The 24,762-nt window shown below is 71.5% G+C and carries 25 protein-coding genes; 15 read left to right on the forward strand and 10 right to left on the reverse strand.

The window, feature by feature from the left end; translation table 11 throughout:
• Window positions 1-31: 31 nt before the first annotated feature.
• A complete protein-coding gene (locus ABZX85_RS08360; RefSeq protein WP_355863736.1) occupies window positions 32-1,096 on the reverse strand; it encodes a homoserine dehydrogenase in 1,065 nt (354 codons plus the stop codon).
• A 159-nt stretch (window positions 1,097-1,255) separates the two neighbouring features.
• Between ABZX85_RS08360 and ABZX85_RS08365 the strand changes: the two genes are divergently transcribed.
• Complete coding sequence (locus ABZX85_RS08365; protein WP_355863738.1) at window positions 1,256-2,029, forward strand: IclR family transcriptional regulator C-terminal domain-containing protein; 774 nt, start codon at window positions 1,256-1,258, stop codon at window positions 2,027-2,029.
• 6 nt (window positions 2,030-2,035) lie between these two features.
• Here ABZX85_RS08365 and ABZX85_RS08370 read toward each other — a convergent pair whose 3' ends face one another.
• The 3 genes from ABZX85_RS08370 to ABZX85_RS08380 all read right to left on the reverse strand — a co-directional run bounded on the left by ABZX85_RS08370 (window position 2,036) and on the right by ABZX85_RS08380 (window position 5,652).
• Window positions 2,036-2,845, reverse strand: coding sequence for an SAM-dependent methyltransferase (locus tag ABZX85_RS08370; RefSeq protein ID WP_355863739.1), 810 nt, complete (start codon window positions 2,843-2,845; stop codon window positions 2,036-2,038).
• A 120-nt stretch (window positions 2,846-2,965) separates the two neighbouring features.
• Window positions 2,966-4,297 carry an enolase C-terminal domain-like protein gene (locus tag ABZX85_RS08375; RefSeq protein ID WP_355863741.1) on the reverse strand — a complete coding sequence of 444 codons (1,332 nt, stop codon included), beginning with the start codon at window positions 4,295-4,297 and terminating at the stop codon, window positions 2,966-2,968.
• Between the two features lie 20 nt (window positions 4,298-4,317).
• A complete protein-coding gene (locus ABZX85_RS08380; RefSeq protein WP_355864171.1) occupies window positions 4,318-5,652 on the reverse strand; it encodes a gluconate:H+ symporter in 1,335 nt (444 codons plus the stop codon).
• A gap of 127 nt (window positions 5,653-5,779) precedes the next feature.
• On the opposite strand from ABZX85_RS08380, the gene ABZX85_RS08385 reads away from it, so the two are divergent.
• The 4 genes from ABZX85_RS08385 (at window position 5,780) to ABZX85_RS08400 (ending at window position 9,253) form a co-directional block, all read left to right on the forward strand.
• Window positions 5,780-6,571: an IclR family transcriptional regulator gene (locus tag ABZX85_RS08385; RefSeq protein ID WP_355863743.1), complete on the forward strand. Its 792-nt coding sequence runs from the start codon at window positions 5,780-5,782 to the stop codon at window positions 6,569-6,571.
• A gap of 65 nt (window positions 6,572-6,636) precedes the next feature.
• Window positions 6,637-7,209, forward strand: coding sequence for a TetR/AcrR family transcriptional regulator (locus ABZX85_RS08390; RefSeq protein WP_355863745.1), 573 nt, complete (start codon window positions 6,637-6,639; stop codon window positions 7,207-7,209).
• Window positions 7,210-7,313: 104 nt separating this feature from the next.
• Complete coding sequence (locus ABZX85_RS08395; RefSeq protein WP_355863747.1) at window positions 7,314-8,492, forward strand: acyl-CoA dehydrogenase family protein; 1,179 nt, start codon at window positions 7,314-7,316, stop codon at window positions 8,490-8,492.
• 2 nt (window positions 8,493-8,494) lie between these two features.
• Window positions 8,495-9,253, forward strand: coding sequence for an SDR family NAD(P)-dependent oxidoreductase (locus tag ABZX85_RS08400; protein ID WP_355863749.1), 759 nt, complete (start codon window positions 8,495-8,497; stop codon window positions 9,251-9,253).
• Between the two features lie 7 nt (window positions 9,254-9,260).
• Here the strand turns inward: ABZX85_RS08400 and ABZX85_RS08405 are convergent, their stop codons facing one another.
• Complete coding sequence (locus tag ABZX85_RS08405; RefSeq protein ID WP_355863751.1) at window positions 9,261-10,046, reverse strand: GntR family transcriptional regulator; 786 nt, start codon at window positions 10,044-10,046, stop codon at window positions 9,261-9,263.
• A 207-nt stretch (window positions 10,047-10,253) separates the two neighbouring features.
• Here ABZX85_RS08405 and ABZX85_RS08410 point away from each other — a divergent pair, with 207 nt between their 5' ends.
• The 5 genes from ABZX85_RS08410 to ABZX85_RS08430 all read left to right on the forward strand — a co-directional run bounded on the left by ABZX85_RS08410 (window position 10,254) and on the right by ABZX85_RS08430 (window position 14,865).
• Window positions 10,254-11,276: a sugar ABC transporter substrate-binding protein gene (locus ABZX85_RS08410; RefSeq protein WP_355863753.1), complete on the forward strand. Its 1,023-nt coding sequence runs from the start codon at window positions 10,254-10,256 to the stop codon at window positions 11,274-11,276.
• Complete coding sequence (locus ABZX85_RS08415; protein ID WP_355863755.1) at window positions 11,276-12,325, forward strand: ABC transporter permease; 1,050 nt, start codon at window positions 11,276-11,278, stop codon at window positions 12,323-12,325. Before ABZX85_RS08410 ends, ABZX85_RS08415 begins: the two co-directional genes overlap by 1 nt.
• A gap of 5 nt (window positions 12,326-12,330) precedes the next feature.
• Window positions 12,331-13,203, forward strand: a complete 873-nt coding sequence (locus ABZX85_RS08420; protein WP_355863757.1) for an ATP-binding cassette domain-containing protein — start codon at window positions 12,331-12,333, stop codon at window positions 13,201-13,203.
• Complete coding sequence (locus ABZX85_RS08425) at window positions 13,200-14,096, forward strand: sugar phosphate isomerase/epimerase (protein ID WP_355863759.1); 897 nt, start codon at window positions 13,200-13,202, stop codon at window positions 14,094-14,096. The genes ABZX85_RS08420 and ABZX85_RS08425 overlap by 4 nt, the downstream gene beginning before the upstream one ends.
• Window positions 14,097-14,325: 229 nt before the next feature.
• On the forward strand, window positions 14,326-14,865 hold the full coding sequence (locus ABZX85_RS08430; protein ID WP_355863761.1) for a GNAT family N-acetyltransferase: 540 nt from the start codon (window positions 14,326-14,328) through the stop codon (window positions 14,863-14,865).
• A 1-nt stretch (window position 14,866) separates the two neighbouring features.
• Here the strand turns inward: ABZX85_RS08430 and ABZX85_RS08435 are convergent, their stop codons facing one another.
• The 4 genes from ABZX85_RS08435 to ABZX85_RS08450 all read right to left on the reverse strand — a co-directional run bounded on the left by ABZX85_RS08435 (window position 14,867) and on the right by ABZX85_RS08450 (window position 18,577).
• The gene (locus ABZX85_RS08435; RefSeq protein ID WP_355863763.1) at window positions 14,867-15,310 is read right to left on the reverse strand and encodes a GNAT family N-acetyltransferase; all 444 of its coding nucleotides are present in this window, start codon (window positions 15,308-15,310) and stop codon (window positions 14,867-14,869) included.
• A gap of 255 nt (window positions 15,311-15,565) precedes the next feature.
• Complete coding sequence (locus tag ABZX85_RS08440) at window positions 15,566-16,570, reverse strand: Gfo/Idh/MocA family oxidoreductase (RefSeq protein WP_355863764.1); 1,005 nt, start codon at window positions 16,568-16,570, stop codon at window positions 15,566-15,568.
• Window positions 16,571-16,619: 49 nt separating this feature from the next.
• Complete coding sequence (locus ABZX85_RS08445) at window positions 16,620-17,387, reverse strand: SDR family oxidoreductase (RefSeq protein ID WP_355863766.1); 768 nt, start codon at window positions 17,385-17,387, stop codon at window positions 16,620-16,622.
• 11 nt (window positions 17,388-17,398) lie between these two features.
• Entirely contained in the window at window positions 17,399-18,577 is a 1,179-nt protein-coding gene (locus ABZX85_RS08450) for a phytanoyl-CoA dioxygenase family protein (protein WP_355863768.1), read from the reverse strand.
• A 192-nt stretch (window positions 18,578-18,769) separates the two neighbouring features.
• On the opposite strand from ABZX85_RS08450, the gene ABZX85_RS08455 reads away from it, so the two are divergent.
• A complete protein-coding gene (locus ABZX85_RS08455; RefSeq protein ID WP_355863770.1) occupies window positions 18,770-19,795 on the forward strand; it encodes a LacI family DNA-binding transcriptional regulator in 1,026 nt (341 codons plus the stop codon).
• A 130-nt stretch (window positions 19,796-19,925) separates the two neighbouring features.
• Here the strand turns inward: ABZX85_RS08455 and ABZX85_RS08460 are convergent, their stop codons facing one another.
• A complete protein-coding gene (locus ABZX85_RS08460; protein ID WP_355864173.1) occupies window positions 19,926-21,083 on the reverse strand; it encodes a Gfo/Idh/MocA family oxidoreductase in 1,158 nt (385 codons plus the stop codon).
• A 210-nt stretch (window positions 21,084-21,293) separates the two neighbouring features.
• Here ABZX85_RS08460 and ABZX85_RS08465 point away from each other — a divergent pair, with 210 nt between their 5' ends.
• The 4 genes from ABZX85_RS08465 (at window position 21,294) to ABZX85_RS08480 (ending at window position 24,758) form a co-directional block, all read left to right on the forward strand.
• Window positions 21,294-22,292 carry a LacI family DNA-binding transcriptional regulator gene (locus ABZX85_RS08465; protein ID WP_355863772.1) on the forward strand — a complete coding sequence of 333 codons (999 nt, stop codon included), beginning with the start codon at window positions 21,294-21,296 and terminating at the stop codon, window positions 22,290-22,292.
• Window positions 22,293-22,379: 87 nt separating this feature from the next.
• On the forward strand, window positions 22,380-23,030 hold the full coding sequence (locus tag ABZX85_RS08470; RefSeq protein WP_355863774.1) for a GntR family transcriptional regulator: 651 nt from the start codon (window positions 22,380-22,382) through the stop codon (window positions 23,028-23,030).
• A 280-nt stretch (window positions 23,031-23,310) separates the two neighbouring features.
• Complete coding sequence (locus ABZX85_RS08475; RefSeq protein ID WP_355863776.1) at window positions 23,311-24,054, forward strand: PIG-L deacetylase family protein; 744 nt, start codon at window positions 23,311-23,313, stop codon at window positions 24,052-24,054.
• Entirely contained in the window at window positions 24,051-24,758 is a 708-nt protein-coding gene (locus tag ABZX85_RS08480; RefSeq protein WP_355863778.1) for a 4-carboxy-4-hydroxy-2-oxoadipate aldolase/oxaloacetate decarboxylase, read from the forward strand. Before ABZX85_RS08475 ends, ABZX85_RS08480 begins: the two co-directional genes overlap by 4 nt.
• Window positions 24,759-24,762: the final 4 nt, after the last annotated feature.

Genomic DNA, 24,762 nt, shown 5'->3' on the forward strand with positions numbered 1-24,762 from the left:
CGTCGAGCGAGTCGGCGCCGGTACGGTCGGCTCAGCCACGGCCGGCCCCCGTGAGGGCGGCGGACCGTGCCGCGTGGATGCCGATGATGTCCGACAACAGCGCGTACGCCGTCTCCGTGCGGCCCGCGCCGGGGCCGCCCAGGGTGATCGCGCCCAGCAGGTCGGTGTGCAGGACCAGCGCGTTGGTGGGGCCCGCGACCCCGGCGAGGGGGTGTTCGGCGGGCAGCGCCACCGGGGCGACCTTCGCCTCGACGGTCCCGTCCGGACGGCGTCGTGCCGAGCCGACGAGCTTCCAGCGCAGCCCCTCGGCGGCGGCCCGCCGCACATCCTCCGGGGTGAGGGAGGAGATGCCCGTGCAGGGGACGTCGGCCCGGGTGAGGCGGGTTCCGAGGACCTCGCCCGCCAGGATCATCACCTTCAGCTGGACGTCGTACCCCTCCACGTCCGCCGTCGGGTCGGCCTCCGCGTAGCCCAGCGACTGGGCCTCGGCGACGGCGTCCGCGAAGGTCAGCCCGGACTCCAGACGGCCGAGGACATGGTTCGAGGTGCCGTTGAGGATGCCCTCGAAGCCGGTCACCGCGAGGCCGCCCAGCATCTCGCGGGCCGTGCGCAGCACCGGCGTGCCGGACATGACGGTCCCCTCGAACGCCAGCCGCACGCCGTGCCGTTCGGCCAGCTCCCGCAGCGCGGGCCCGTGCAGGGCGACGGGACCCTTGTTGGTCGTGCACACGTGCTTGCCGGCCTCGATCGCCCAGCAGACGTGCGAGAGGGCGGGCTGCCCGTCCTCCGGGTTGGTGAAGGTGGCCTCGACGACGATGTCCGACGGCACCTCCTTGACGACCCACTCGTTGCGCGGGTCCCGGCTGCCGCCGGGCAGCACCGAGAGGTCCAGCTCCCCGGGGGCCACCGCGAGCAGCGGGGCCAGGTCGATGCCGTCCGTCCGTACGAGGGAGCCCGCGCGCAGGTCGGTGATGGCCACCACCCTGAGGGCGAAGCCGAGTTCGGCCTCCAGGGCGTCGCCGCGCTCGGCGATCAGCTCGGCCAGCGCGCGGTTCACGCCGCCGAATCCGATGAGGGAGAGGTCGTAACGAGTCACCCGGTCCTCCGTACTCTCTGTGTTTCTTCGTGCCGTTCCGCTGTCCCCTCAGCCTCGGGGCCGGGCGTGTCGGTGCGGGCATGCCGATGCGACGGCACCGGCTGCCGATGTGCGCCGTGCGGCGGGCGATCGTCCTGTACGGCTCGTTACAGTGGGCGGATGACGACGAGAGAGCCGGTGGGCAAGGGGGCCGCGTCCTCGCTGCGGATGGCGCTGCGGATCGTCAACACGGTCCTGGACCGGGAGGTCTCCGGACGCGCCGGGTTCACCGTCGGCCGGCTCGCCGACGAGGTCGGGGTCGAGCGCAGCAAGGGGTCCCGGACCACGCAGGACCTGTGCGACAAGGGGTTTCTGGAGCGCCGGGAGGACGCCACGCTGCGCGCCGGGTCCGCGTTCTTCTCGGTGGCGGCGTCCCTGCACCCCGGGCTGCTCCGGCTCAGCCGCCCCCACCTGCGCCGGCTCGCCGTCGCGCACGGCGCGGACGCCCGGCTCTCCGTCCGCGACGGCGTCCAGGTCAGGCTGCTGCGCACCGAGTCGGCGGCGGCCGTCGCACCCCAGTGGTTCATCCGCGCCGGACTGGTCACGCCCTGCTGGTGCACCGGCGCGGGCCGCGCGCTCCTCCTCGACCACACCGGCGACGAACTCGCCGCCCTCCTCGCCGACTACGAGCTGATCGGCGTCGGCGGCCCCGACGCGGCCCGCTCCGTCGAGGAACTCCTCGCGGCCAACGACCGCGACCGCCCGGCCGACTTCGTCGCCGCGCACGGCGAGTTCGAACACGGCGTCACCGAGTACGCCATGCCCGTGCGGGACCCCGACGGCCGTATCCGGGCGGCGGTGTCGGTCGTCGGCCGCCGCCAGGACCTGCTGCCGCGCGAGGCGGAGATCCGTACGGACCTGGCGGCGGCCGTCGGGGCGCTGGCCCTCGGCTAGGCGCGGTCAGGCGTCCTTGCGGGCCACGCCGCCGTAGAAGCCGATCGGCGGGAGGGCCGGGTCCGGGGCCTCGTCCGGGCGCCAGGTCGGGACCGTGACCAGGCCCGGCTCCAGGAGCGTGAGGCCGTCGAAGAAGCGCAGGACCTCGGCGTGCGGGCGGGGGTTCATCGTCGCGGAGGCGTTCTTGTAGATGGCGACGGCGTTCTCGCGGCGGTCCGCGTGGAAGTCGACCGTCGCGTGCGTGAGGATCAGGTAGGAGCCGGTGGGCAGGGCGTCCAGGAGGGTCGTCATCAGGGCGTTCGGGTCCTCGTCGTCCTTGACGAAGTGCAGGACGGCGACCAGCAGCAGGGCGACCGGCTCGTCGAGGTCGATGACCTTGCGGACGTCCGGGTGGTCGAGGATCGCGCGCGGGTCGCGCAGGTCCGCGAGGACGACGGAGATGCCCTCGTCGTCGTCGAGCAGGGCCATCGAGTGGGTGCCGACGATCGGGTCGTTGTCGACGTACGCGACCCGGGTCTCCGGCGCGATCTCGCGGGCGATCTGGTGGACGTTCGGCTCGGTGGGCAGGCCCGTGCCGATGTCCAGGATCTGCCGGACGCCGCCCTCGCCCACCACGTGCCGCACGGCCCGCCGCATGAAGGCGCGGTTCGCGCGGACCGCGACCTTCACCTCGGGGGCCGCCGCGATGAAGCGTTCGGCGGCCTCCTGGTCGACCGGGTAGTTGTCCTTGCCGCCGAGGAAGTAGTCGTACATCCGCGCCGGATGCGGACGGCTCGTGTCGATCTTCGGGCGCGCGGTGGGCTCGGGGGCGGTCATGGGCGGGCTCCGTCCTGGCGGTCGGCTTCGCGGAGCCGGGCGCGGGATGACTTGCGGAACATCATCTTGGCACGCGGGAGGCCGCGCCCGACGCCGGGTGCCGGGAAGGGGCGCCTATGGTCAACTGCGCACGAGACAGGGGCGTTTGGCATCGAACGTCCAGTCCGGGACGAGGTGGCGCATGCCCGCCGCGTCGTCGCGCCCCGACAGCCCGTGCTCCGCGTACAGCGCCTCGGCGGCGGCGAGCCGCTCCCGGTCGAGCGTGACGCCGAGACCGGGCGCGTCCGTCACCGCGACCTGACCCGCGACGATGCGCGGCGGCTCCACGGTCAGGCGCTCCAGCCCCTCCTGCCAGATCCAGTGCGTGTCCAGGGCGTTGTAGTCGCCCGGCGCCGCCGCCCCGCAGTGGGCCATCATCGCGAGCGAGATGTCGAAGTGGTTGTTGGAGTGGCAACCCCACGTCAGACCCAGGGAGTTGCAGAGCTGCGCGACCCGGACCGAGCCGGACATCGTCCAGAAGTGCGGGTCGGCCAGCGGGATGTCGACCGAGCCGAGCGCGAGCGCGTGGGCGAGCTGACGCCAGTCGGTGGCGATCATGTTCGTGGCCGTCGGCAGCCCGGTCGCCCGGCGGAACTCCGCGAGGATCTCCCGCCCGGAGAAACCGTCCTCGGCCCCGCACGGGTCCTCGGCGTAGGCGAGGACGCCCCGCAGCGGACGGCACAGCTCGACCGCCTCCGCCAGCGACCAGGCCCCGTTGGGGTCGAGCGTGATCCGCGCCTCGGGGAACCGCTCCTTCAACGCGCGCACCGCCGTCACCTCCTCCGCGCCCGCCAGCACGCCCCCCTTCAGCTTGAAGTCCCGGAACCCGTACCGCTCGTACGCCGCCTCCGCCTGCCGCACGATCGCCTCCGGCGTGAGCGCCTCCTCGCGCCGGACCCGGTACCACTCGACGTCCGCGTCCTTCTCCCGGACGTACGGCAGACCGGTGCGGTCCGGGTCGCCCACGTAGAAGAGGTACCCGAGCACACGCACGGCGTCCCGCTGCCGCCCGTCGCCGAGGAGGGCCGCGACGGGCACCTCCAGGTGCCGGCCCAGGAGGTCGAGGAGCGCCGACTCGATCGCCGTGACGGCGTGGACGGTCGTCCGCAGGTCGAAGGTCTGCTCGCCCCGGCCGTGCGCGTCACGGTTGGCGAAGGTCTCCGACACGGCCCGCAGGACCTGCTTGTAGTCGCCCAACTCGGCGCCGACGACGAGGTGTTCGGCGTCCCGCAGGGTGCGGGTGATGGCCTCGCCGCCCGGCACCTCGCCGAGGCCGACGTGCCCGGCGGAGTCCTCGACGACCAGGACGTTGCGGGTGAAGAAGGGGGCGTGGGCGCCGGAGAGGTTGAGGAGCATCGAGTCGTGGCCCGCGACGGGGTGCACGGACCAGCGGGTGACGACGGGCTGGGGCATGAGGTTCCTTACCGAGAGGGTCAGAGGGCGTCCAGGGCCAGTTCGAGCAGCAGGGTGCCACCCAGGCCCAGGACAGCGAGGACGGTCGTGTAGGTCGTCCGTGCCTTGATGGCCTGGACGACGGACAGGTTGAAGTACTCCTTGAACATCCAGAACCCCGGATCGTTCACGTGGGAGAACGCGATCGAGCCGCAGGACACGGCGAGGACCATCACCTCGGCGTGCGCCCCGCTGCCCGCGACGAGCGGCAGGACGACACCGGAGGCGGTGACGACGGCGACGGTCGCCGAGCCGAGCGCGACCCGCAGGATCGCGGCGACCAGCCAGGCGAGGACGATCGGCGAGATCGACCAGCCGTCGGTGGCGTCCTTGATGTAGTCGGATATCCCGCCCTCCACCAGCACCTGCTTGAACGCCCCGCCCGCGCCGATCACCAGCAGGATCATCGCCATCGCCTGCGCCGCGCCCCGGCAGGACGCGCTGACCTCCTCCAGACTCCGCCCGATGCGCGGCCCGAACGCCCAGACCGCCACCAGCAGCGTCAGCAGCAGGGCGACCGGCGCCGAGCCGATGAACTCGACGGTGTGCACGAGACCCGATTCCGAGCCGGTGGCCATGTCGGTGACGGCGGCGCCCGCGATGAGGACGACCGGCAGCAGCGCCACCGCCAACGACCAGGACAGGCCCGGGAGTTCCTCCTCCTCCTCGAAGACCTTGTCGCTGACCAGACCGGTCGGCACGCTCGGGTTCATCGCGCGCACGAACGGCAGCCGGGGCCACACCAGCGCGATCACCGCGCCGATCGGGACGGCGATGAACAGGCCGTAGAACAGGGTCAGTCCGACCGAGGCGTGGAACGTCGCGGCGACGGCCGTCGGGCCCGGGTGCGGGGGCAGGAAGCTGTGCATCGTCGACAGCGCGATCGACATCGGCAGGCCCACCCACAGCAGGTTCGCGCCCGTGACCCTGACGAGGGTGAACGCCACCGGGACGATGATGACGAACGCCACCTCGTAGAACATCGTCACGCCGATCAGCATCGCCGTCAGCACCATCGCGACCTGCACCCAGCGCGGGCCGCACACCGCCAGCAGCTTCCCCGCGATGCGCTGCGCCGCGCCCGAGTCGCCCATCACCCGGCCGACCATCGCGCCGAGCCCGATCGTCAGCATCGTGTCGCCGATCTGACCGCCGATGCCGTCCGAGAGGACGTCCGGGATCTTCGCCACCGGGATGCCCCTGACCAGGGCGACCCCGACGGCGACCAGGAGGAGCGCGGCGAAGCCGTTGAGCTTGAGCCTCGTCATGAGGAACAGAAGGACCAGGACGCTGATCCCGACGACCACGAGCGGCATGTGCAGTTCCCCCATCTGAGATACGGAGACGCTGTCTATGTCCTGCTGTCTATGTCCTGAGACGCAGGCTAGATATGTAGACGGCAGTTATCAATGTGTCTGCACGGACGGGATCTACGATCGGTTCATGTCGACACCTGGGGGAGTCCCCGAAGTGAAGTCGGCGGTGCGGACCGTCGCCCTGCTCGAACTGCTCGCCGCGCGCGGTGACCGGCCCGCCCGGCTGCGCGAACTCGCCGAGGCGCTGGAGGTGCCGCGCAGCAGCATGTACGCGCTGCTGCGCACGCTGGTGGACCAGGGATGGGTGCGGACGGACACCACCGGCTCGCTGTACGGGATCGGGATTCGGGCGCTGCTGACGGGGACCGGGTACCTCGACAGCGACCGGTACGTCCGGCTCGTGCGGCCGTATCTCGACGAGGCGTCCGACGCGCTGGGCGAGACCATCCACCTCGCGCGGCTCGACGGGACGGACGTCGTGTACCTCGCGACGCGGGAGTCCCACGAGTACCTGCGGACGATAAGCCGCGTCGGACGCCGGGTCGCCGCGCACGCGGGGGCCCTCGGCAAGGCGCTCCTCGCCGAGCGCCCGGACGACGGACTCCCGCTGCCCGAGGGCGGGTTGACGTCGTACACGGCCAACACGCACACCACCCGGGAGGCGCTTCTCGCGGATCTCGCCGGGGTCCGGGAGCGGGGGTACTCCGTCGACCGGGAGGAGACGGTGGCCGGGATCGCCGGGTTCGGGTTCGCGCTGCGCTACGCCTCGCCCGCCACCGACGCGATCAGCTGCTCGGTGCCGGTGTCACGGCTCACGGAGGAGCACGAGCGGCGGATCGTCGCCGTCATGGGGGAGGTGCGGGGGAAGATCGAGGCGTTCGCGCCGGCGGCTTCGCGGGAGGTGGACTGGCGGAGGTGAGCGGCGCGGAAACGGTCCGCCGCACGTTACCTACCCACCGGTCACTTCTGGATTAGGCTGAGATCATGCCCTCCGCTCGCCGCACCGCCCGCCAGGCGGACCTGCTGGAACGTCTCGTCGCACTGGTCACGGCGGAAGGGTTCGCCGATCTCACGCTGGACGACCTCGCGGAACGGCTGAGGTGCTCCAAGACGACCCTGTACCAACTGGCGCGCAGCAAGCAGGGGTTGGTCGTCGAGGCGGTGAAGCACTACTTCCGGGGGGCGACCGAGGCGGTCGAGAAGCGGGTCGTGCAGACCGCCGACCCCGCCGACCGGGTGCGGGTGTACCTGACGGCCGTCGCCGAGCAACTGCGGCCCCTGTCCCGCCGGTTCGTCGACGACGTGGCCGATTTCCCGCCCGCGCGCGAGGTGTACGAGGCGAACACGCGGTGGGCGTCGGAGCGGGTCCGCCAGCTCATCGCGGACGGGGTCGCGCACGGCGCGTTCCGGGACGTGCACGCCGGGTTCGTCGGGGAGGTGGCGGCGGCGACCATGCGGCAGATCCAGGGGGGCGAGCTGAAGGCGCGGACCGGGCTGTCGGACGCGGAGGCGTACGAACAGCTCGCGTCGCTGATCGTGCACGCGGTGTCGTCGTAAGCATGCAGGGCGAGGGAACCGCTGTCGTCGCACGTCCCTGTGGCGTACTGTTAACGATACGCAGGTACTCGTTCCAGTATCGTTTTCGTCCCGGGGAGGCCACCGTGCCCGCCACTCGCGCCCTGCCCACCGAGGAAGCCCTCGACCTCGTCCGGCTCACGCGGATGCTCGCCGCCAAGGAGCTGGCGCCGCGTGTCGCCGACGCGGAGGCGGAGGCGGAGTTCCCGAGGGACGTGTTCCGCACGCTCGGCCGCAGCGGACTGCTCGGCCTCCCGTTCCCCGAGGAGGACGGCGGGGCGGGGCAGCCGTACGAGGTGTATCTCCAGGTCCTCGAAGAGGTCGCCGCCGTCTGGTCGAGCGTCGCCGTCGGGATCTCCGTGCACGCCCTGTCCTGCTTCCCGCTGGCCCGGTTCGGCACGGCCGAGCAGCGCGCCGAGTGGCTGCCCGAGCTGCTCGGCGGGGAGCTGCTGGGCGCGTACTGCCTCTCCGAGCCGCACGCCGGATCGGACCCGGCGGCGATGCGGACACGCGCGGTGCGCGACGGCGACGAGTACGTCATCAACGGCGCCAAGGCATGGACCACGCACGGCGGTTACGCCGACTTCTACACCGTCATGGCGCGCACCTCCGAGGACCGCACGCACGGCATCTCCTGCTTCCTCGTCCCGGCCGGCACCCCCGGCCTGAGCGCGGACCCGCCGGAGCGCAAGATGGGGCTGACCGGTTCCGCGACCGCGACGATGCGGTTCGACGACGTCCGTGTACCGCTCTCGCGGCGGATCGGCGAGGAGGGGCACGGTCTGCGGATCGCGCTCGCCTCGCTGGACTGCGGTCGCCTCGGGATCGCCGCCGTCGCCACCGGCCTCGCGCAGGGCGCCCTCGACCACGCCGTGCGCTACGCGCGCGAGCGGGAGACGTTCGGGAAGCCGATCATCGAGCACCAGGGGCTCGCGTTCGTCCTCGCGGACATGGGGGCCGCCGTCGAGTCCGCGCGCGCGACGACCCTGGCGGCGGCCCGGCTCAAGGACCAGGGGCTGCCGTTCACCAGCGAGGCGTCCATCGCCAAGCTCGTCGCGACGGACAACGCGATGAAGGTGACCACGGACGCGGTGCAGGTCCTCGGCGGGTACGGCTACACGCGGGACTTCCCCGTCGAGCGGTACATGCGCGAGGCCAAGGTCATGCAGATCTTCGAAGGAACGAACCAGATCCAGCGCATGGTCATCTCGCGTGCGCTGGACCGGAGCGAGGGCGGTGCGCTCACCGTCCTCGGCAAGGAGTGATGATGCAGCTCGCCCACACCGCCGCCCTCGTCACCGGCGGGGCCTCCGGACTCGGCGCCGCGACCGCGAAGGCGTTCGCCGAGGCCGGTGCGCAGGTGTTCGCCGTCGACCTGAAGTCCGGGATCGACGGCGCCCCCGAGGTGCCCGGGGTGACGTACGTCGCCGCCGACGTCACCGACCCCGAGCAGGTGGCCGCCGCCGTCGCCGCCGCGTCCGGGGCGGGGGTGCCGCTGCGGGCCGTCGTCAACTGCGCGGGTATCGGGCCGTCCATGCGGATTCTCGGCCGCAAGGGGGTCCACGATCTCGCGCTGTACGCGAAGGTCGTGCAGATCAACCTCGTCGGGACGTTCAACGTCCTCGCCCTCGCCTCCGAGGCCATCGCCGCGACCGAGGCGGACGAGGGCGGCCAGCGCGGCGTCATCGTCAACACCGCGTCCATCGCCGCGTACGACGGACAGGTCGGGCAGGCGGCGTACGCGTCCTCCAAGGGCGGAGTGGTGGGGCTGACGCTGCCCGCCGCCCGGGACCTCGCGCAGTACGGCATCCGGGTCTGCACGATCGCGCCGGGCATCGTCGACACACCCATGATGGGGACCGTCTCGGAGGAGTTCCGTACGTCCCTCGCCGCCGGGGTGCCGTTCCCGCAGCGGTTCGCCTCGCCGGAGGAGTACGCGAAGCTGGCGCTGGCGATCGTCGACCACGACTACCTGAACGGGGAGACGATCAGGATGGACGGGGCGCTGCGGATGGCGCCGCGCTGAGCGTTTCTCATGACCTGACCAGCAGCTGGAAGTCGAACGCGTAGCGGCTCGCGCGGTAGATGTGCGTTCCGTACTCCACCGCGCGGCCCGTGTCGTCGTAGGCCGTGCGCTGCATCGTGAGGAGGGCGGCGCCCGGGGTCTCCTCCAGGAGCTTCGCCTCGTCGGGGGTGGCGGAGCGGGCGCCGATGGTCTGGCGGGCGCTGTGCAGGGTGATGCCGGCCGTGCGGAGCATGGTGTAGAGGCCGGTGGCTTCGAGGTGGGGCGTGGAGAGGTCGAGGAGGTCCGGGGGGAGGTAGTTGGAGAGGCGGGCGACCGGCTGGCCGTGCGTCGCGCGCAGGCGTTCGATGAGGATCACCTCGCTGCCCTCGGGGACGGAGAGGGCGGCGGCGACGTCGGCGGAGGCGGGGAGTGTCTCGTTGCGCAGGACGACGGTGGTGGGGCCCTGGCCGGCGGCGGCGAGGTCGTCGTACAGGCTGCTCAGCTCCAGGGGGCGTTTCACCTGGCTGTGCACGACCTGCGTGCCCACCCCCCGGCGGCGGACCAGCAGGCCCTTGTCGACGAGCGACTGGATCGCCTGGCGGACGGTCGGGCGGGAGAGGCCGAGGCGGGTCGAGAGGTCGATCTCGTTGCCGAGGAGGTTGCCCGGGGCCAGCTCGCCGTGCTCGATCGCCGCCTCCAGCTGCTGGGCGAGCTGGTAGTACAGCGGGACGGGGCTGCCCCGGTCCAGCGCGAACTGGAGCGCGTCCAGCGCGGAGGCGGACACGGCGCGGGCCCGCTCACCGGTCTTCGGCATGCGAGGCACCTCCTCGGGGGTAGAGATCGGCTCCGGAGTGTGCGTTCCTCAGGTGTAGGTCCCGGGAGTCTCCCCTGTCAATGATTTGTTCTGACATTCGGACCTGTTAGTGAAATGATGTCTTAACAAAGTATTGACACCGGGTTCGACAAGGGATTTGATCCCGTCCCAACAGAGCAGCGTCCCGCACAGTGAGGTGCCGGAAAGATGGACAGTGCAACGTCAGCCCGTTCCCGCAAGATCGTCCCGCTCGTGGCCCTCGCCGCGGCGGCGGCCCTGACCGTCGCGGGATGCTCCAGCAGTTCCGGTGGCAAGAAGGCCGAGGAGAGCGCCTCGACCGGCGCCTCCGCGGGCAAGGCCACCACGCCCCGGATGAAGGTCGCCTTCGTCACCCACGCCGCCGCCGGCGACACCTTCTGGGACACCGTCCGCAAGGGTGCCGAGGCCGCCGCCGCGAAGGACAACATCGAGCTCATCTACTCGAACGACCCGATCGCCGGCAACCAGGCGAACCTGGTGCAGAACGGCATCGACCAGAAGGTCGACGGCATCGCCGTCACCCTCGCCAAGCCCGACGCGATGAAGACCGTCATCGCCAAGGCGAAGGCGGCCGGGATACCCGTCGTCGGCCTCAACTCCGGTCTCAGCGACTGGAAGAGCCTCGGCCTCCTCGAATTCTTCGGGCAGGACGAGTCCGTCGCCGGCGAGGCGTTCGGCAACCGCCTGAACACCGACGGCGCCAAGAAGGTCGTCTGCGTCATCCAGGAGCAGGGCAACGTGGGTCTCACCCAGCGCTGCGACGGACTGAAGAAGACCTTCAAGGGCACCACCGAGATCCTCAACGTCAACGGCACCGACATGCCGTCCGTGCAGTCGACGATCACCGCCAAGCTCCGCCAGGACACCGCGATCGACCGGGTCGTCGCCCTCGGCGCGCCCTACGCGCTGACCGCGGTCAAGTCGGTCTCCGAGTCGGGCTCCAAGGCGAAGGTCGCCACCTTCGACCTCAACAAGGAACTCGTCAAGGCGGTCCAGGACGGCAGCATCGAGTTCGCCGTCGACCAGCAGCCCTACCTCCAGGGCTACTTGGCGGTCGACGGGCTGTGGCTCTACAAGAACAACGGCAACTACAGCGGCGGCGGCGAGCAGGCCGTCCTGACCGGCCCCGCGTTCGTCGACAAGACCAACGTCGCCAAGGTCGCCGAGTACGCGGCGAAGGGGACGCGGTGATGAGTACGGCCCAACTGGCCCCGCCCGCACCGGAGAAGGACGGGCGCACCGCACAGCGCCCGTTCGCGGTACGGGCGTTGGCCCGTCCTGAGGTGGGGGTGTTCCTCGGGGCGGCGGCGGTCTTCGTGTTCTTCCTGATCGCGGCGCCGACGGTGCGTGACGGCGGTTCGATGGCGACGGTCCTCTACCAGTCGTCGACGATCGGGATCATGGCGCTGCCGGTCGCCCTGCTCATGATCGGCGGGGAGTTCGACCTCTCGTCGGGTGTCGCGGTCATCTCCTCCGCGCTCACCGCGTCCATGCTCAGCTTCCAGCTCACCATGAACGTGTGGGTCGGTGTGGTCGTCGCCCTGGTCGTCGCCCTGGCGATCGGCGCGTTCAACGGCTGGATGGTCGTCAAGACCGGACTGCCCAGCTTCCTCGTCACGCTGGGCACGTTCCTGATCCTCCAGGGCGCCAACCTCGCCGTGACGAAGCTCGTCACGACGAACGTCGCGACCGACGACATCAGCGACATGGACGGCTTCGACCAGGCCCGCAAGGTCTTCGCGTCGTCCTTCCACGTCGGGGACGTCGAGATCAAGGTCACCGTGGTGTGGTGGCTGGTCTTCGCGGCGCTGGCCACCTGGGTCCTGCTGCGGACGAAGTACGGGAACTGGGTGTTCGCGGTCGGCGGGAACAAGGAGTCGGCCCGCGCGGTCGGTGTCCCGGTGAACTTCACGAAGATCACCCTGTTCATGGCCGTCGGGTTCGGTGCCTGGTTCGTGGGGATGCACCAACTGTTCTCCTTCAACACCGTGCAGTCGGGTGAAGGGGTCGGGCAGGAGCTGATCTACATCGCGGCGGCCGTCATCGGCGGCTGTCTCCTGACCGGCGGTGCCGGTTCCGCGATCGGGCCGGTCTTCGGCGCCTTCATGTTCGGGATGGTCCAGCAGGGCATCGTCTACGCCGGCTGGAACCCCGACTGGTTCAAGGCGTTCCTCGGCGTCATGCTCCTCGGCGCCGTCCTGATCAACCTGTGGATTCAGCGCACGGCGACCCGGAGGTGACTTCCATGACGACCGAAGGAACACACGGGGCGATCCTCCAGGACCCCCCGGCCGGCGACGGCGCGATCGTCGAACTCCGCGGCGCGGGCAAGGCGTACGGCAACATCCGCGCCCTGCACGGCGTCTCCCTCGCCGTGCACCCCGGGAAGGTGACCTGCGTCCTCGGCGACAACGGCGCCGGCAAATCGACCCTCATCAAAATCATCTCCGGCCTCCACCAGCACACCGAGGGTGAGTTCCTCGTCGACGGACAGCCGGTCCGCTTCAGCACCCCGCGCGACGCGCTCGCCCGAGGCATCGCCACCGTCTACCAGGACCTCGCGACCGTCCCGCTCATGCCGGTCTGGCGGAACTTCTTCCTTGGCTCCGAGATGACCAAAGGCCCCTGGCCCATCAGGCGGCTGGACATCGAGCGGATGAAGAAGACCGCCGACGAAGAACTCCGCAACATGGGGATCGTCCTCGACGACCTCGAACAGCCCATCGGCACCCTCTCCGGCGGCCAGCGGCAGTGCGTCGCCATCGCACGCGCCGTCTACTTCGGCGCACGGGTGCTGATCCTCGACGAGCCGACCGCCGCCCTCGGCGTCAAACAGTCCGGCGTCGTGCTGAAGTACATCGCCGCCGCCCGCGACCGCGGCCTCGGCGTCATCTTCATCACCCACAACCCCCACCACGCCTACATGGTCGGCGACCACTTCAGCGTCCTACGCCTCGGCACGCTGGAGTTGAGCGCCGCCCGCAGCGAGGTGAGCCTGGAGGAGCTGACCAACCACATGGCCGGCGGCGCCGAACTCGCGGCTCTCAAGCACGAGTTGTCGCAGGTGCGGGGTGTCGACGTGGACGAGCTGCCGGACGCTGCGGGGGAGGGCTCGTGACTCTCGACCGTATCCGCGTCGGCTCGGCTCCCGACTCGTGGGGGGTGTGGTTCCCCGACGATCCCCGGCAGGTGCCGTGGGAACGGTTCCTGGACGAGGTCTCCGAGGCCGGGTACTCCTGGATCGAGCTGGGTCCCTACGGCTATCTCCCCACCGATCCCGGCCGGTTGGCGGAGGAGGTGGCGAAACGGGAGCTGAAGGTGTCCGCCGGGACCGTCTTCACCGGTATGCACCGGGGGCCGTCCGTCTGGGAGTCCACCTGGGAGCACGTCAGCCAGGTCGCCGCGCTCACCCAGGCGATGGGGGCCCGGCACCTCGTCGTCATCCCCTCCTTCTGGCGGGACGACAAGACCGCCGAGATCCTCGAACCCCCGGAGCTGACCGCCGCCCAGTGGGCCCACCTCACCAAGGGCATGGAGCGGCTCGGGCACGAGGTCAAGGAGGTGTACGGGCTGGACATCGTCGTCCATCCGCACGCCGACACCCACATCGACACCGAGGACCACGTCGAGCGGTTCCTCGACTCGACGGACGGCGAACTCGTCAACCTCTGCCTCGACACCGGGCATTACGCGTACTGCGGCGGCGACAGCGTGAAGCTGATCGAGACGTACGGGGAGCGGATCGGGTACCTGCACCTCAAGCAGGTCGACCCGGCGGTCCTCGCGGACGTCCAGGCCAAGGGGACCCCCTTCGGGCCGGCCGTCGCCCAGGGCGTGATGTGCGAACCGCCTTCCGGTGTCCCCGAGTTGGGGCCCGTGATGGAGGCGGCCCAGCGGCTGGGCGTCGAGCTGTTCGCGATCGTCGAGCAGGACATGTATCCCTGCGAGCCGGACCGGCCCCTGCCGATCGCCGTGCGGACCCGGCAGTTCTTGCGGTCGTGCGGGGCGTGAGGGGGCCTGCCGGCGGGAGTCCGTGGCTGGAGGCGGGGGGAGGGAGCCGGGGGCTTGTCGGCTGACCTCAGGGGGGCTGGGAGCTTGTGGGCCGGGCTCAAGGAAGCTGGGGGCCGGTCGGCCGGGCGTGAATCTGCGGCTGCGGCTGCGGCTGTGACTGGGGCTGCGGTTGTGACTGGGGCCGAGGTCGCGTCCGCGTCCGTGCCCTGAGGGCCCTAGCCTCCTGTACATGGACAAGATCGCCATACCGCTGGAAGCCGGCTCTTCGGGGCCGGCTTCCGCGCTCTCCCTGCGCCCCTGGCAGCCCTCCGACGCCCCCGCGCTGATCCCGCTGGCCCAGGACGCCGCCCTCCGCCACTGGACCAGCCTCGACATCCACGACGAGAGCGACGCCGTGCGCTGGATCGCCGAGCAGGAGCGGGGCTGGACGACCGGAACCCGCCTCGCCTTCGCCGTGGTCACCCCGCAGGGGCAGCCGCTGGGCCACGCCGTCCTCAAACACCCCGACGCCGTCGCGGCCGAGATCGGCTACTGGACGGCCGCCGCCGCCCGGGGACGAGGGGTCGCCTCCAATGCCCTGCGCACCCTGACGTCCTGGGCGTTCAGGGAGTACGAGGCCCTGGAGCGGCTGGAGTTGATCCACCAGACCGACAACGCGGCGTCCTGCCGGGTCGCGGAGAAGTGCGGGTACGGACTGGAGGGGGTACTGCCCGCTCGTCCGCCCGCGTATCCGTTGGAGGGGCATCTGCATGTGCGGGGGCGGGGCTGACTCAGAAGAGCGCCCGCGTGAACACCACCATCGGCTCGCCGGGCCCGTTGTAGTCGTCCACCACGTTCGCCTCGAACCCCAACGAACGGTGGAACGCGATCGACCCCGCGTTGCCGGTGCCGGTGATCGCCTTGAGCCGGGCGGCGCCCTGCTGCTGGGCGGCCTCGCCGAACGCGGTGTACAGGGCGCGGCCCAGCCCCGTTCCCTTCGCGTCGTCGCGGACGGCGATGAGGTGGACGTACCCGGTGGCGGCCGGCGTGACGAAGCCGATCACGTACCCCCGAATCCCGTCCCGCGCGCGGGCCACCAGGCAGGTGTCCGGGAACTCCTGTACCAGGGCGCGGAGATGGAGCGCGCGGAGGTCGCGGTCGCCCCAGTAGCGGGGGTGGTCGGAGAGGAGTTGGGGGAGGTCGGTGATGTGGGCGGGGGTAATGAGGGGTGGCATGGGGTGAGGGTGCCAGAGGGGGGTGGGGAGGTGGTGCGTGATATATCACGCATGATGTGTCATGTGTGGTGCGTGGTGCGTGGTGCGTCGTGCGTGGGGCGCGTGATGCGTGATGCGTGATGCGTGATGTGCGGCGCATGGCGCGTGGTGTGTGATGCGTGATGTGCCGTACGGCAGCCATGTAGCCGTACGGCACATCACATTCCGCCGGGCCCGGAGTCCGTGCGGGTGGGCTCAGGGGGCGGCTCTCCGGGCTCAGGCGCCCCGTACCTCCGCGATCGTCACCGGGCGGTGTTCGTGGAGGGAGAGGGTGCAGGCGTCGGCGATCCAGCCGGCTTCGAGGGCGTCCTCGATGGTGCAGGGGGAGGTGCGGGTGCCGGAGACGACCTCGGTGAAGGCGGTGAGTTCGGCGCGGTAGGCCGCGGTGAAGCGGTCCATGAAGAAGTCGTGGGGGGTGCCGGCGGGGAAGGTGACGCCGGGTTCGACGGAACGGAGGGGGAGCTTGTCCTCCAGGCCGACGGCGATGGAGTCGGTGAAGCCGTGGATCTCCATCCGGACGTCGTAACCGCGCCCGTTGTGGCGGGAGTTGGAGACGACGGCGATCGTGCCGTCGTCGAGGGTGAGGACCGCGCCGGTCGTGTCGGCGTCCCCCGCCTCCTTGATGTAGTCGGCACCCCGGTTGCCGCCGACGGCGTACACCTCGGTGACCTCGCGGCCCGTCACCCACCGGATGATGTCGAAGTCGTGCACGGAGCAGTCGCGGAAGATCCCGCCGGACGCGGCGACGTAGGCCGCGGGCGGCGGAGCCGGGTCGAGGGTCGTGGAGCGGACCGTGTGGAGCTTGCCCAGCTCACCCGCCTGCACGGCCGCGCGCGCGGCGACGAAACCGGCGTCGAAACGGCGGTTGTACCCGATCTGGATGGGGACGCCGCTGCCCTGGACGGCCTTGAGGACCTCGACGCCCTCCGCCATGGTCTTGGCGACCGGCTTCTCGCAGAAGACCGGGATGCCCGCCGCCACGCCCGCCCGGATCAGCGCCGGGTGCGCGTCGGTCGCGGCGGCCACGACGATGCCGTCCACCCCCGCCGCGAGGAGCGCCTCGGGCGAGTCGACGACCTCCCCGCCGAACTTCTCGGCGGCGGCCTTGGCGGCCTCGGCGAACGGGTCGGTGAGGACGAGGGAGTCGACGGCGTCGAGTCCGGAGAGGGTCTCGGCGTGGAAGGCGCCGATGCGGCCGAGGCCGAGGATTCCGATGCGCATGGGGGTGCAGCTCCTAAGGGTGGTGCCAAAAACAGGGGGAGAGGGAGGTCTAGTCGAGGCCGCCGAGGACGTTCTGGTCCCAGTCGATCACCGAACCGGTCACCACGCCCGACCGGTCGGACAGCAGGAGGACGACGAAGTCGGCGATCTCGTCGGGCTGGCCCAGCTTGCCCATGGGCAGCTTCGCGGCGGCGTCCGCCAGCCAGCCGTCCTCGGCGCCGTGGAAGGCCCGCTGGGTGGCGTCCTCGCCCTCCGTGGCCGTCCAGCCGATGTTCAGGCCGTTGATGCGCACCCGGTCCCAGCGGTGCGCGTGCGCGGCGTTGCGGGTCAGCCCGATCAGGCCCGCCTTGGCGGCGACGTACGGCGCCAGGAAGGGCTGACCGCCGTGCGCCGACGAGGTGATGATGTTGACGACCGTCCCGGGCTCCTTGCGCCCCACCATGTTGGCGACGGCCGCCTGCATCGCGAAGAACGGCCCCTTCAGGTTGATCGCGATGTGCGCGTCGAACAGCTCGGGCGTCGTGTCGAGCAGCGTGCCGCGCGAGGTGAGGCCCGCGGAGTTGACGAGGCAGTCGACACGGCCGTACGCCTCCACGACGGCCGCCACGGCCGACTTCGCCTGTTCGGCGTCCGAGAGGTCGGCCTGTACGTACAGTGCGTCGCCGCCCAGTTCCGCCACCAGGGCCTCGCCCACCTCGGGCCGGCGCCCGGTCACGGCGACCTTCGCGCCCTCGCGCGCGGCGGCCCGCGCGATCGCCGCCCCCACGCCCTGGCTGCCGCCGTTGACGAGGACGACCTTGTCCTTCAGGAGTGCCATGCCGTTCCCTTTCAGCTCTCGCGCCGTACGGCGCCGGCCCGCAGCTCGTCCCGCAGAGCCCGGGTGGTCCATCCCTCGGCGAGCGCCCGCCGCACCACGTCCGCCTGCGAGGGCGGCGCCATCCCGTCGACCGGCGGATCACGGTCGAGGTTCGTGGGGAAGGCGTAGCCCTCCGCGCTCGCGGCGATCACCCGCTCCACCCAGGCCGGATCGCCCGCGTGCTGGACCAGCGCCGGGTAGACCGCGTTCGCGACCGCCTCCCGGTCGACCGTCTCCATGGCCCGCCCGAACGCCGACGACACCTGGAGCAGGTTCGCGATCCTTCGCACGTCGAGCGTGCGGTTGGTGCCGGCCGCGTGGAACACCGCCGGGTTGAAGAACACCGCGTCCCCCTTGAGCAGCGGGAGCTGGACGTGGCGCTCCTTGAAGTACGCCTGGAACTCCGGCCGGTGCCACGCCAGATACCCGGGGACGTATCTCTGCGAGTACGGCAGGTACAGCGTCGGCCCCGACTCCACCGGCATGTCGCAGTGCGCCACCGCGCCCTGGAGGGTCAGGACGGCCGACAGCCGGTGGACGTGCTCCGGGTACGCGGCGACCGCCTCGGCCGACAGGAACCCCAGGTGGTAGTCCCGGTGCGCGGTCTGCGCGGCGCCGCCCGGGTTGACGACGTTGACCTGCGAGGTGATCTGGTAGCCGGGGCCGAGCCACGCCTCGGAGACGAGCGCGACGACCGGGTTCGCGTAGTAGTCCGCGAACGCCGACGGGTCGTACAGGGCGGCCTTCTCCAGGGCGTTCCACACCCGTTCGTTCGCCCCCGGCTTCGCGAAGTGGTCGCCCGCGGGGGCCTCCGCCGCGCGCTGCTCGTTCAGCAGGGCCTCGAAGACGGAGGTCAGCCGGTCGACGACCGCCGCGTCCGGGAAGGCACGCCGGAACAGGACGACGCCGGGGCCGTCCGTGAGGGCCCGGACCAGCTCGGCGCGCAGGCCCTCGCCGGGCGCCTCACCGTCGTAAGCCTCACCGTCGTACGCCTCGCTGTCGTACACGAGGACGCCGTTCTCGACCGACGCCGCGCGCGGGTAGTCGGCCGGGTCGGTGGTGCGTTCGACGAGGGCGCGGAACGTGTCGAGGTCGCAGTCCTGGGCGGTCAGCCAGGCGGCGGAGGTCGGGGCTTCGGGTGTGAAGGACATCCTCGTCCTTTCGGGGCACAGGAGGGCGACTCGGGGCGCGGGGTGCCGCGGCTCTGTCATTCTTGTCAGCACAAACCCCTCGAACAACCAGCAGTGGGCCATCAAAAACCCCTCAGAAAACCGGTGCCGGCGCGGCTGGGGAGCCGGCCGGCGAGGTGTGAGGAGTCAGGCGTGGGGCTTAAGGAGTCAGCTGTGGGGCACCCCTTCCCGATCCGTGAGATCGCCCGTCAGGCGGGGCTCAGCGAGGCCACCGTCGACCGCGTCCTCAACGGCCGCGGCGGCGTGCGCGCCTCCACCGAGCAGGAGGTGCGCCGGGCCATCGCCGACCTCGACCGGCAGCGCACGCAGGTCCGGCTGGTCGGGCGGACGTTCATGCTGGACATCGTCATGCAGGCCCCCGAACGGTTCACCACGGCCGTACGCGCCGCCTTGGAGGCCGAACTGCCCGCCCTGCACCCGGCGGTCCTGCGCTCCCGCTTCCACTTCCGGGAGACCGGTCCCGCGCGCGAGACCGTCACCGCCCTGGAGCGCATCGGCCGGCGCGGCTCCCAGGGCGTCATCCTGAAGGCGCCCGACGCCCCCGAGGTCACCGACGCCGTCGGCCGGCTCGTCGACGCGGGCATCCCCGTCGTCACCCTCGTCACCGACCTGCCCGCCAGCGCGCGCCTCGCCTACGTCGGCATAGACAACCGCGCGGCGGGCGCCACGGCCGCCTACCTGATGGGCCAGTGGCTCGGCGAACGCCCCGGGAACGTCCTGACCAGCGTCAGCAGCGGCTCCTTCCGCAACGAGGAGGAGCGCGAGATGGGCTTCCGGAGCGTCATGCGGGCCCGGCATCCCGCGCGGGCGCTCGTCGAGATCACCGAGGGGCAGGGGCTCGACGCGACGCAGTACGAACTGGTCCGGGCGGCGCTGGAGCGGGACGCGGAGATCCGCGCGGTGTACTCCATCGGCGGCGGCAACAACGCGACGCTCCGGGCGTTCGCGGATCTCGGGCGGGAGTGCGCGGTGTTCGTCGCGCACGACCTCGACCAGGACAACACACGGCTGCTGCGGGAGCAGCGGATCTCGGCGGTCCTGCATCACGATCTGCGGCAGGACGTGCGGGACGCCTGCCAGACCGTGATGCGGGCACACGGGGCGCTGCCGCCGGCGGGGCCGGTGCTGCCGTCGGCGATCCAGGTGGTGACGCCGTACAACATGCCGGTGGGGAGGTGAAGGTGCCCTCCGGGGAGCGAGGTCCGGTTTTCGACGCACCGGGAGGGCAGGGGACCGAGGGAGCCCGGTGGCCCACCGGGAGCGCCGATCGCCTATCGTCCGACAATCGGCTCGTACGGCCGTACGGCGTCTACTCCGCCGCCACGTCCACCCACCCCCGGCGCTCCGCCGACCTCGTCATCGCGTCCAGCACCGTCGCGCTGCGCACCGCGTCCGCGAGCGTCGTCCCGTACGGCGTCCCCTCCGCCACGGAGCGGAGGAAACGGTACGCCTCGATGACCTTCAGGTCGTCGTACCCCATCGCGTTCGCCGCCCCCGGCTGGAACGCCGCGAACTCGCCGTCCCCGGGGCCGACATACACCGTGCTGACGGACTGGTCCTGGTACGACGTCCCGAGGCTGACGCGCAGCTCGTTCATACGGCGGAAGTCCCACAGGACCGCGCCCTTCGTGCCGTGCACCTCGAAGCCGTAGTTGTTCTGCTCGCCGACGGAGACCCGGCACGCCTCCAGGACACCGCGCGCGCCCGAGGCGAAGCGCAGGAGACAGCTGACGTAGTCCTCGTTCTCGACGGGCCCCAGGACGCCCCCGGAGGCCAGCGTGTGGCCCGCCGTAGCCCCGGTGGGCCGCGCCCGCTCCGGGACGAAGACGGCCGTGTCGGCGGCCAGGGAGACGATGTCGCCCAGCAGGAAGCCGGCCAGGTCCACGCCGTGCGAGGCGAGATCGCCCAGCACCCCGCTGCCGCCGCGCTCCCGCTCGTACCGCCAGGTGAGGGCGCCGTCCGGGTGGGCCGCGTAGTCGCTGAAGAGCCGCACGCGCGCGTGCGTGACGTCCCCGATCCCGCCGGAGGCGATGATCTCCCGCGCCTTCTCGACGGCCGGGGCGTTGCGGTAGTTGAAACCGACCGCCCCCTGGACGCCCGCCTTCGCGACCGCGTCGGCCACCGCGCGCGCGTCCCCCGACGTCAGCCCGACCGGCTTCTCGATCCACAGGTGCTTACCGGCCTTCGCCATCGCCACCCCGATCTCCCGGTGCAGGAAGTTCGGGGCGGTGACGCTGACGGCGCGCACGCGCGGGTCGGCCGCGATCTCCCGCCAGTCCCGGACGGCGTCCTGGAACCCGTACCGCGCGGCGGCCTCCTCCGCGCGGCCGGGCACCTCCTCGGCGACGGTCACGAGGCGGGGGCGGAGCGGGAGGCCGGGGAAGTGGTGCGGCACGCGCGCGTACGCCTGCGTGTGCACGCGGCCCATCCAGCCGAATCCGATGACGGCGACACCCAGCTCGTTCACGTCGTTCACGGCAGCAGCCCTTCGTTGGACTCTCTGGAAGCTCTTCGGACTCGTGACGGTCCTTGATTGTTTGGACCGGTCCACAACTTGTCCCGGCCACCCTGGGGGTGTCGGCGCCGGACTGTCAAGGGGCCGGCCTGCTGCCGGGCGGGCCGTCGGAGACCGGGGCGACCCTTTGACAAGCGGGCGGCCGACTGGAACGGTCCACGCATGAGACCGCCCACCATCCGTGACGTCGCCGACCGGGCCGGGGTGTCCAAGTCGCTGGTCTCCCTCGTGCTGCGCGGCGCCTCCCAGGTCCGGCCCGAGAAGCGGGAAGCCGTGCTGGCGGCGATGCGCGAACTCGGCTACCGGCCCAACGCCGCCGCGCGCAGCCTCAGCGAGCAGCGCACCCGCACGGTCGGCGTCCTCCTCAACGACCTGCGCAACCCCTGGTACGTCGACCTCCTGGACGGCCTCAACTCGCTGCTGCACGAGAGCGGGCTGCACATGCTCCTCGCGGACGCCCGCCTCAACCGCCGGGTCGGGCAGGACCTCGCGGACCCGTTCCTGGCCCTCCAGGCGGACGGACTCGTCGTCGTCGGCACGTTCCCCGACGGGACCGCTCTGGACGCCGTGGCGGCCCGTATGCCGGTCGTGGTGGCCGGTGCGCGGGAGCCGGTGCCGGCCGGGGTGGACGTCGTCGCCGCGGACGACGCGCTCGGCGCGCGGCTCGCCACCGAGCACCTGCTCGGGCTCGGGCACCGGCGGATCGCGCACATCGCCGGGTACGGGGCCGTGGGGGAGCTGCGCAGGGGCGGGTACGAGGCGGCGATGCGGGCGCACGGGGGTGATCCGGCGGGGCTCGTGGAGGTGTGCGACATGACCGAGGAGGGGGGTCATCGGGCCGCCGTGCGGCTGCTCAGCCGGGCCGAGCGGCCCACCGCCGTGTTCGCCGTCAACGACATCGCGTGTGTGGGGGTGCTGTCGGCGGCCGAGGAGATGGGGCTGCGGGTGCCGGGGGAGCTGTCGGTGGTGGGGTACGACAACACGAGCATCTCGCGGCTGCGGCATCTGTGGCTGACGACGGTGGACCCGGCGGGGCGTGAGGTGGGGCGGGAGGCGGCTCGGTTCCTGTTGTCGCGGTTGGCGGGGGAGCGGGGGGAGGGGCGGGTGCGGTTGGCGGTGCCGGTGCTGGAGCGGCGGGGTAGTACATCACGCATCGCCTGAGCTCCCCATCTGTCGGCGACGAAATTGTTGACAATCTTGTCGGGCTAGATTTACGTTCGACAGGCACTCACTTCAGGGAGGGCGACGATGCCTCAAGGAGCCGGCCCGAGCACCGGGGAGCAGGCCAGGCAGCATGCGCTCGCGCAGTTGCGGCAGGCGATCCTGCACGGCGAGATGTCACCGGCCCAGCGGCTGGTGGAGAACGAACTCGCCGAGCAGTTCGGTGTGACGCGGGCCAGTATCCGCGCCGCGCTCATCGACCTCGAAGCGCAGGGGCTGGTCGAGCGCATCCGCAACAAGGGCTCACGGGTACGGGTCGTGTCGGTCGAGGAGGCCGTCGCCATCACCGAGTGCCGCATGGTCCTCGAAGGACTGTGCGCGGCGAAGGCGGCGACGCTCGCGAGCGACGAGCAGATCGACGAGCTGAAGCACATCGGCACGGCGATGACCAAGGCGGTCGCCGACGGCGAACCGCTCACGTACTCCGACCTCAACCACGAACTGCACACCCGCGTACGGGAGTTCTCCGGCCAGCGCACGGCCGTCGAGCTCCTGGAGCGGCTCAACGCCCAACTGGTCCGGCACCGCTTCCAGTTGGCGCTGAGGCCGGGCCGTCCGCAGCGCTCCCTGAACGAACACCTGGCGATGATCGAGACGATCGAGGCCAGGGACCCGGAGGCGGCCGAGACGGCCGTGCGCGCCCATCTTGCCAGCGTGATCGAGGCGTTGCGGGACTGACGCGGGGGCGGTGGCGGGGGCGGTGGCGGGGCGGCGTGGTGGCAGGGCCGGTGTGGTGCCGGGGCTGATGCGGGGCCGGGGGTGACGCGGCGTCGGGGTCGATCCGGTGCCGGGGCCGGTACGGCGTCGGGTTCGTGCCGGTGCCGGTGCCTGCGCCTGTGCCTGTCCGTTCCGGTGTCGGTCCGATCCGATCCGGTGCCGGGGTCGATCCGGTGCTGGGGTCGGCGTCACTTCGGGGTGGGTGCTTTCCGCTCATGCGAACAGCCCGAGGAGTTCTGCCGTGAACCAGCCCACCGCGCCCCCTCGTTCGACCCTCGTCGTCACCGCGCACGCCGGGGACTTCGTCTGGCGGGCGGGCGGGGCCATCGCCCTGGCCGCCGCCCGTGGTGAACGGGTCACCATCGCCTGCCTCACCTTCGGCGAGCGCGGCGAGTCCGCCAGTGCGTGGCGTGCCGGGAAGACCCTGGACGAGATCAAGGCGCTACGCCGCGACGAGGCCGAGCGCGCCGCCGCGGTCCTCGGCGCCGAGATCCGTTTCTACGACGCCGGCGACTATCCCCTCGTGCCCACACCGGAGTTGACGGACCGTCTGGTCGGGCTGCTGCGTGCCGTGCAGCCCGATGTCGTCCTCACCCATCCCGCCGACGACCCCTACAACGGTGACCATCCCGCCGCCCACCGGATGGCGATGGAGGCCCGCGTCCTCGCGCAGGCCGTCGGCTATCCCGGGCCGGGCGAGATCATCGGCGCCCCGCCTGTGTTCTGCTTCGAGCCGCACCAGCCGGAGATGAGCGGCTTCCGGCCCGAGGTGCTTCTCGACATCACCGAGGTGTGGGACACCAAGCGCGCGGCCATGGAGTGCCTCGGCGCCCAGCAGCACCTGTGGGACTACTACACCGATCTCGCCGTGCGCCGGGGCGTCCAGCTCAGGCGGAACGCGGGCCCGAATCTGGGGCTCGCCCACACCGCCATGGCCGAGGCGTACATGCGGCCGTTCCCGCAGGTCGCGAGGGAGCTGGCATGAGCGGCGTGATCGTCACCGGGCCCCCGAAGGCTGCCGCCGAGGACGTCGAGGCGCTGGCTCGCTTCGGTGTCGCCACCGTCAGCGAGGCGATGGGCCGAACCGGCCTGCTGGGTAGGGGAATTCGCCCCGTCCAGCAGGGGGTGCGGGTCGCGGGCACCGCCGTGACCGTGCTCGGCTGGCCCGGCGACAACCTCATGATCCACGCGGCCGTCGAGCAGTGCGGCGAGGGCGACCTCCTCGTCGTCACCACCACCTCGCCCTCCACGGACGGCCTGTTCGGCGAGTTGTTCGCCACCGCCCTCCAGGCGCGCGGTGTGCGGGGCGTCGTGCTGAACACGGGCATCCGCGACACCCAGGAACTCCGCGACATGGGTTTCCCCGCCTGGGCGCGGGCGGTCTCCGCGCAGGGCACGGTCAAGGCGACCGGTGGCTCGGTCAACGTGCCGATCGCGATCGACGGCCAGGTGATCCACCCGGGTGACGTGATCCTGGCCGACGACGACGGCGTCGTGATCGTCCCCCGCCGCCGCGCCCACGCCGTCGCCCTCGTCGCACGGGCGCGTGAGGACAAGGAGGCCCGTGCGCGTGCCGCCTTCCTCGACGGTGAACTCTCCCTCGACCGCTACGGGTTGCGGGGGAAGCTGAAGCAACTCGGCGTGGAGTACCGGACGTACGAGGAGTACTCGGCCGGGGAGGAGACGTGAGCCC

The sequence above is a fragment of the Streptomyces sp. NPDC004539 genome (assembly GCF_040610055.1).
GTDB lineage: Bacteria > Actinomycetota > Actinomycetes > Streptomycetales > Streptomycetaceae > Streptomyces.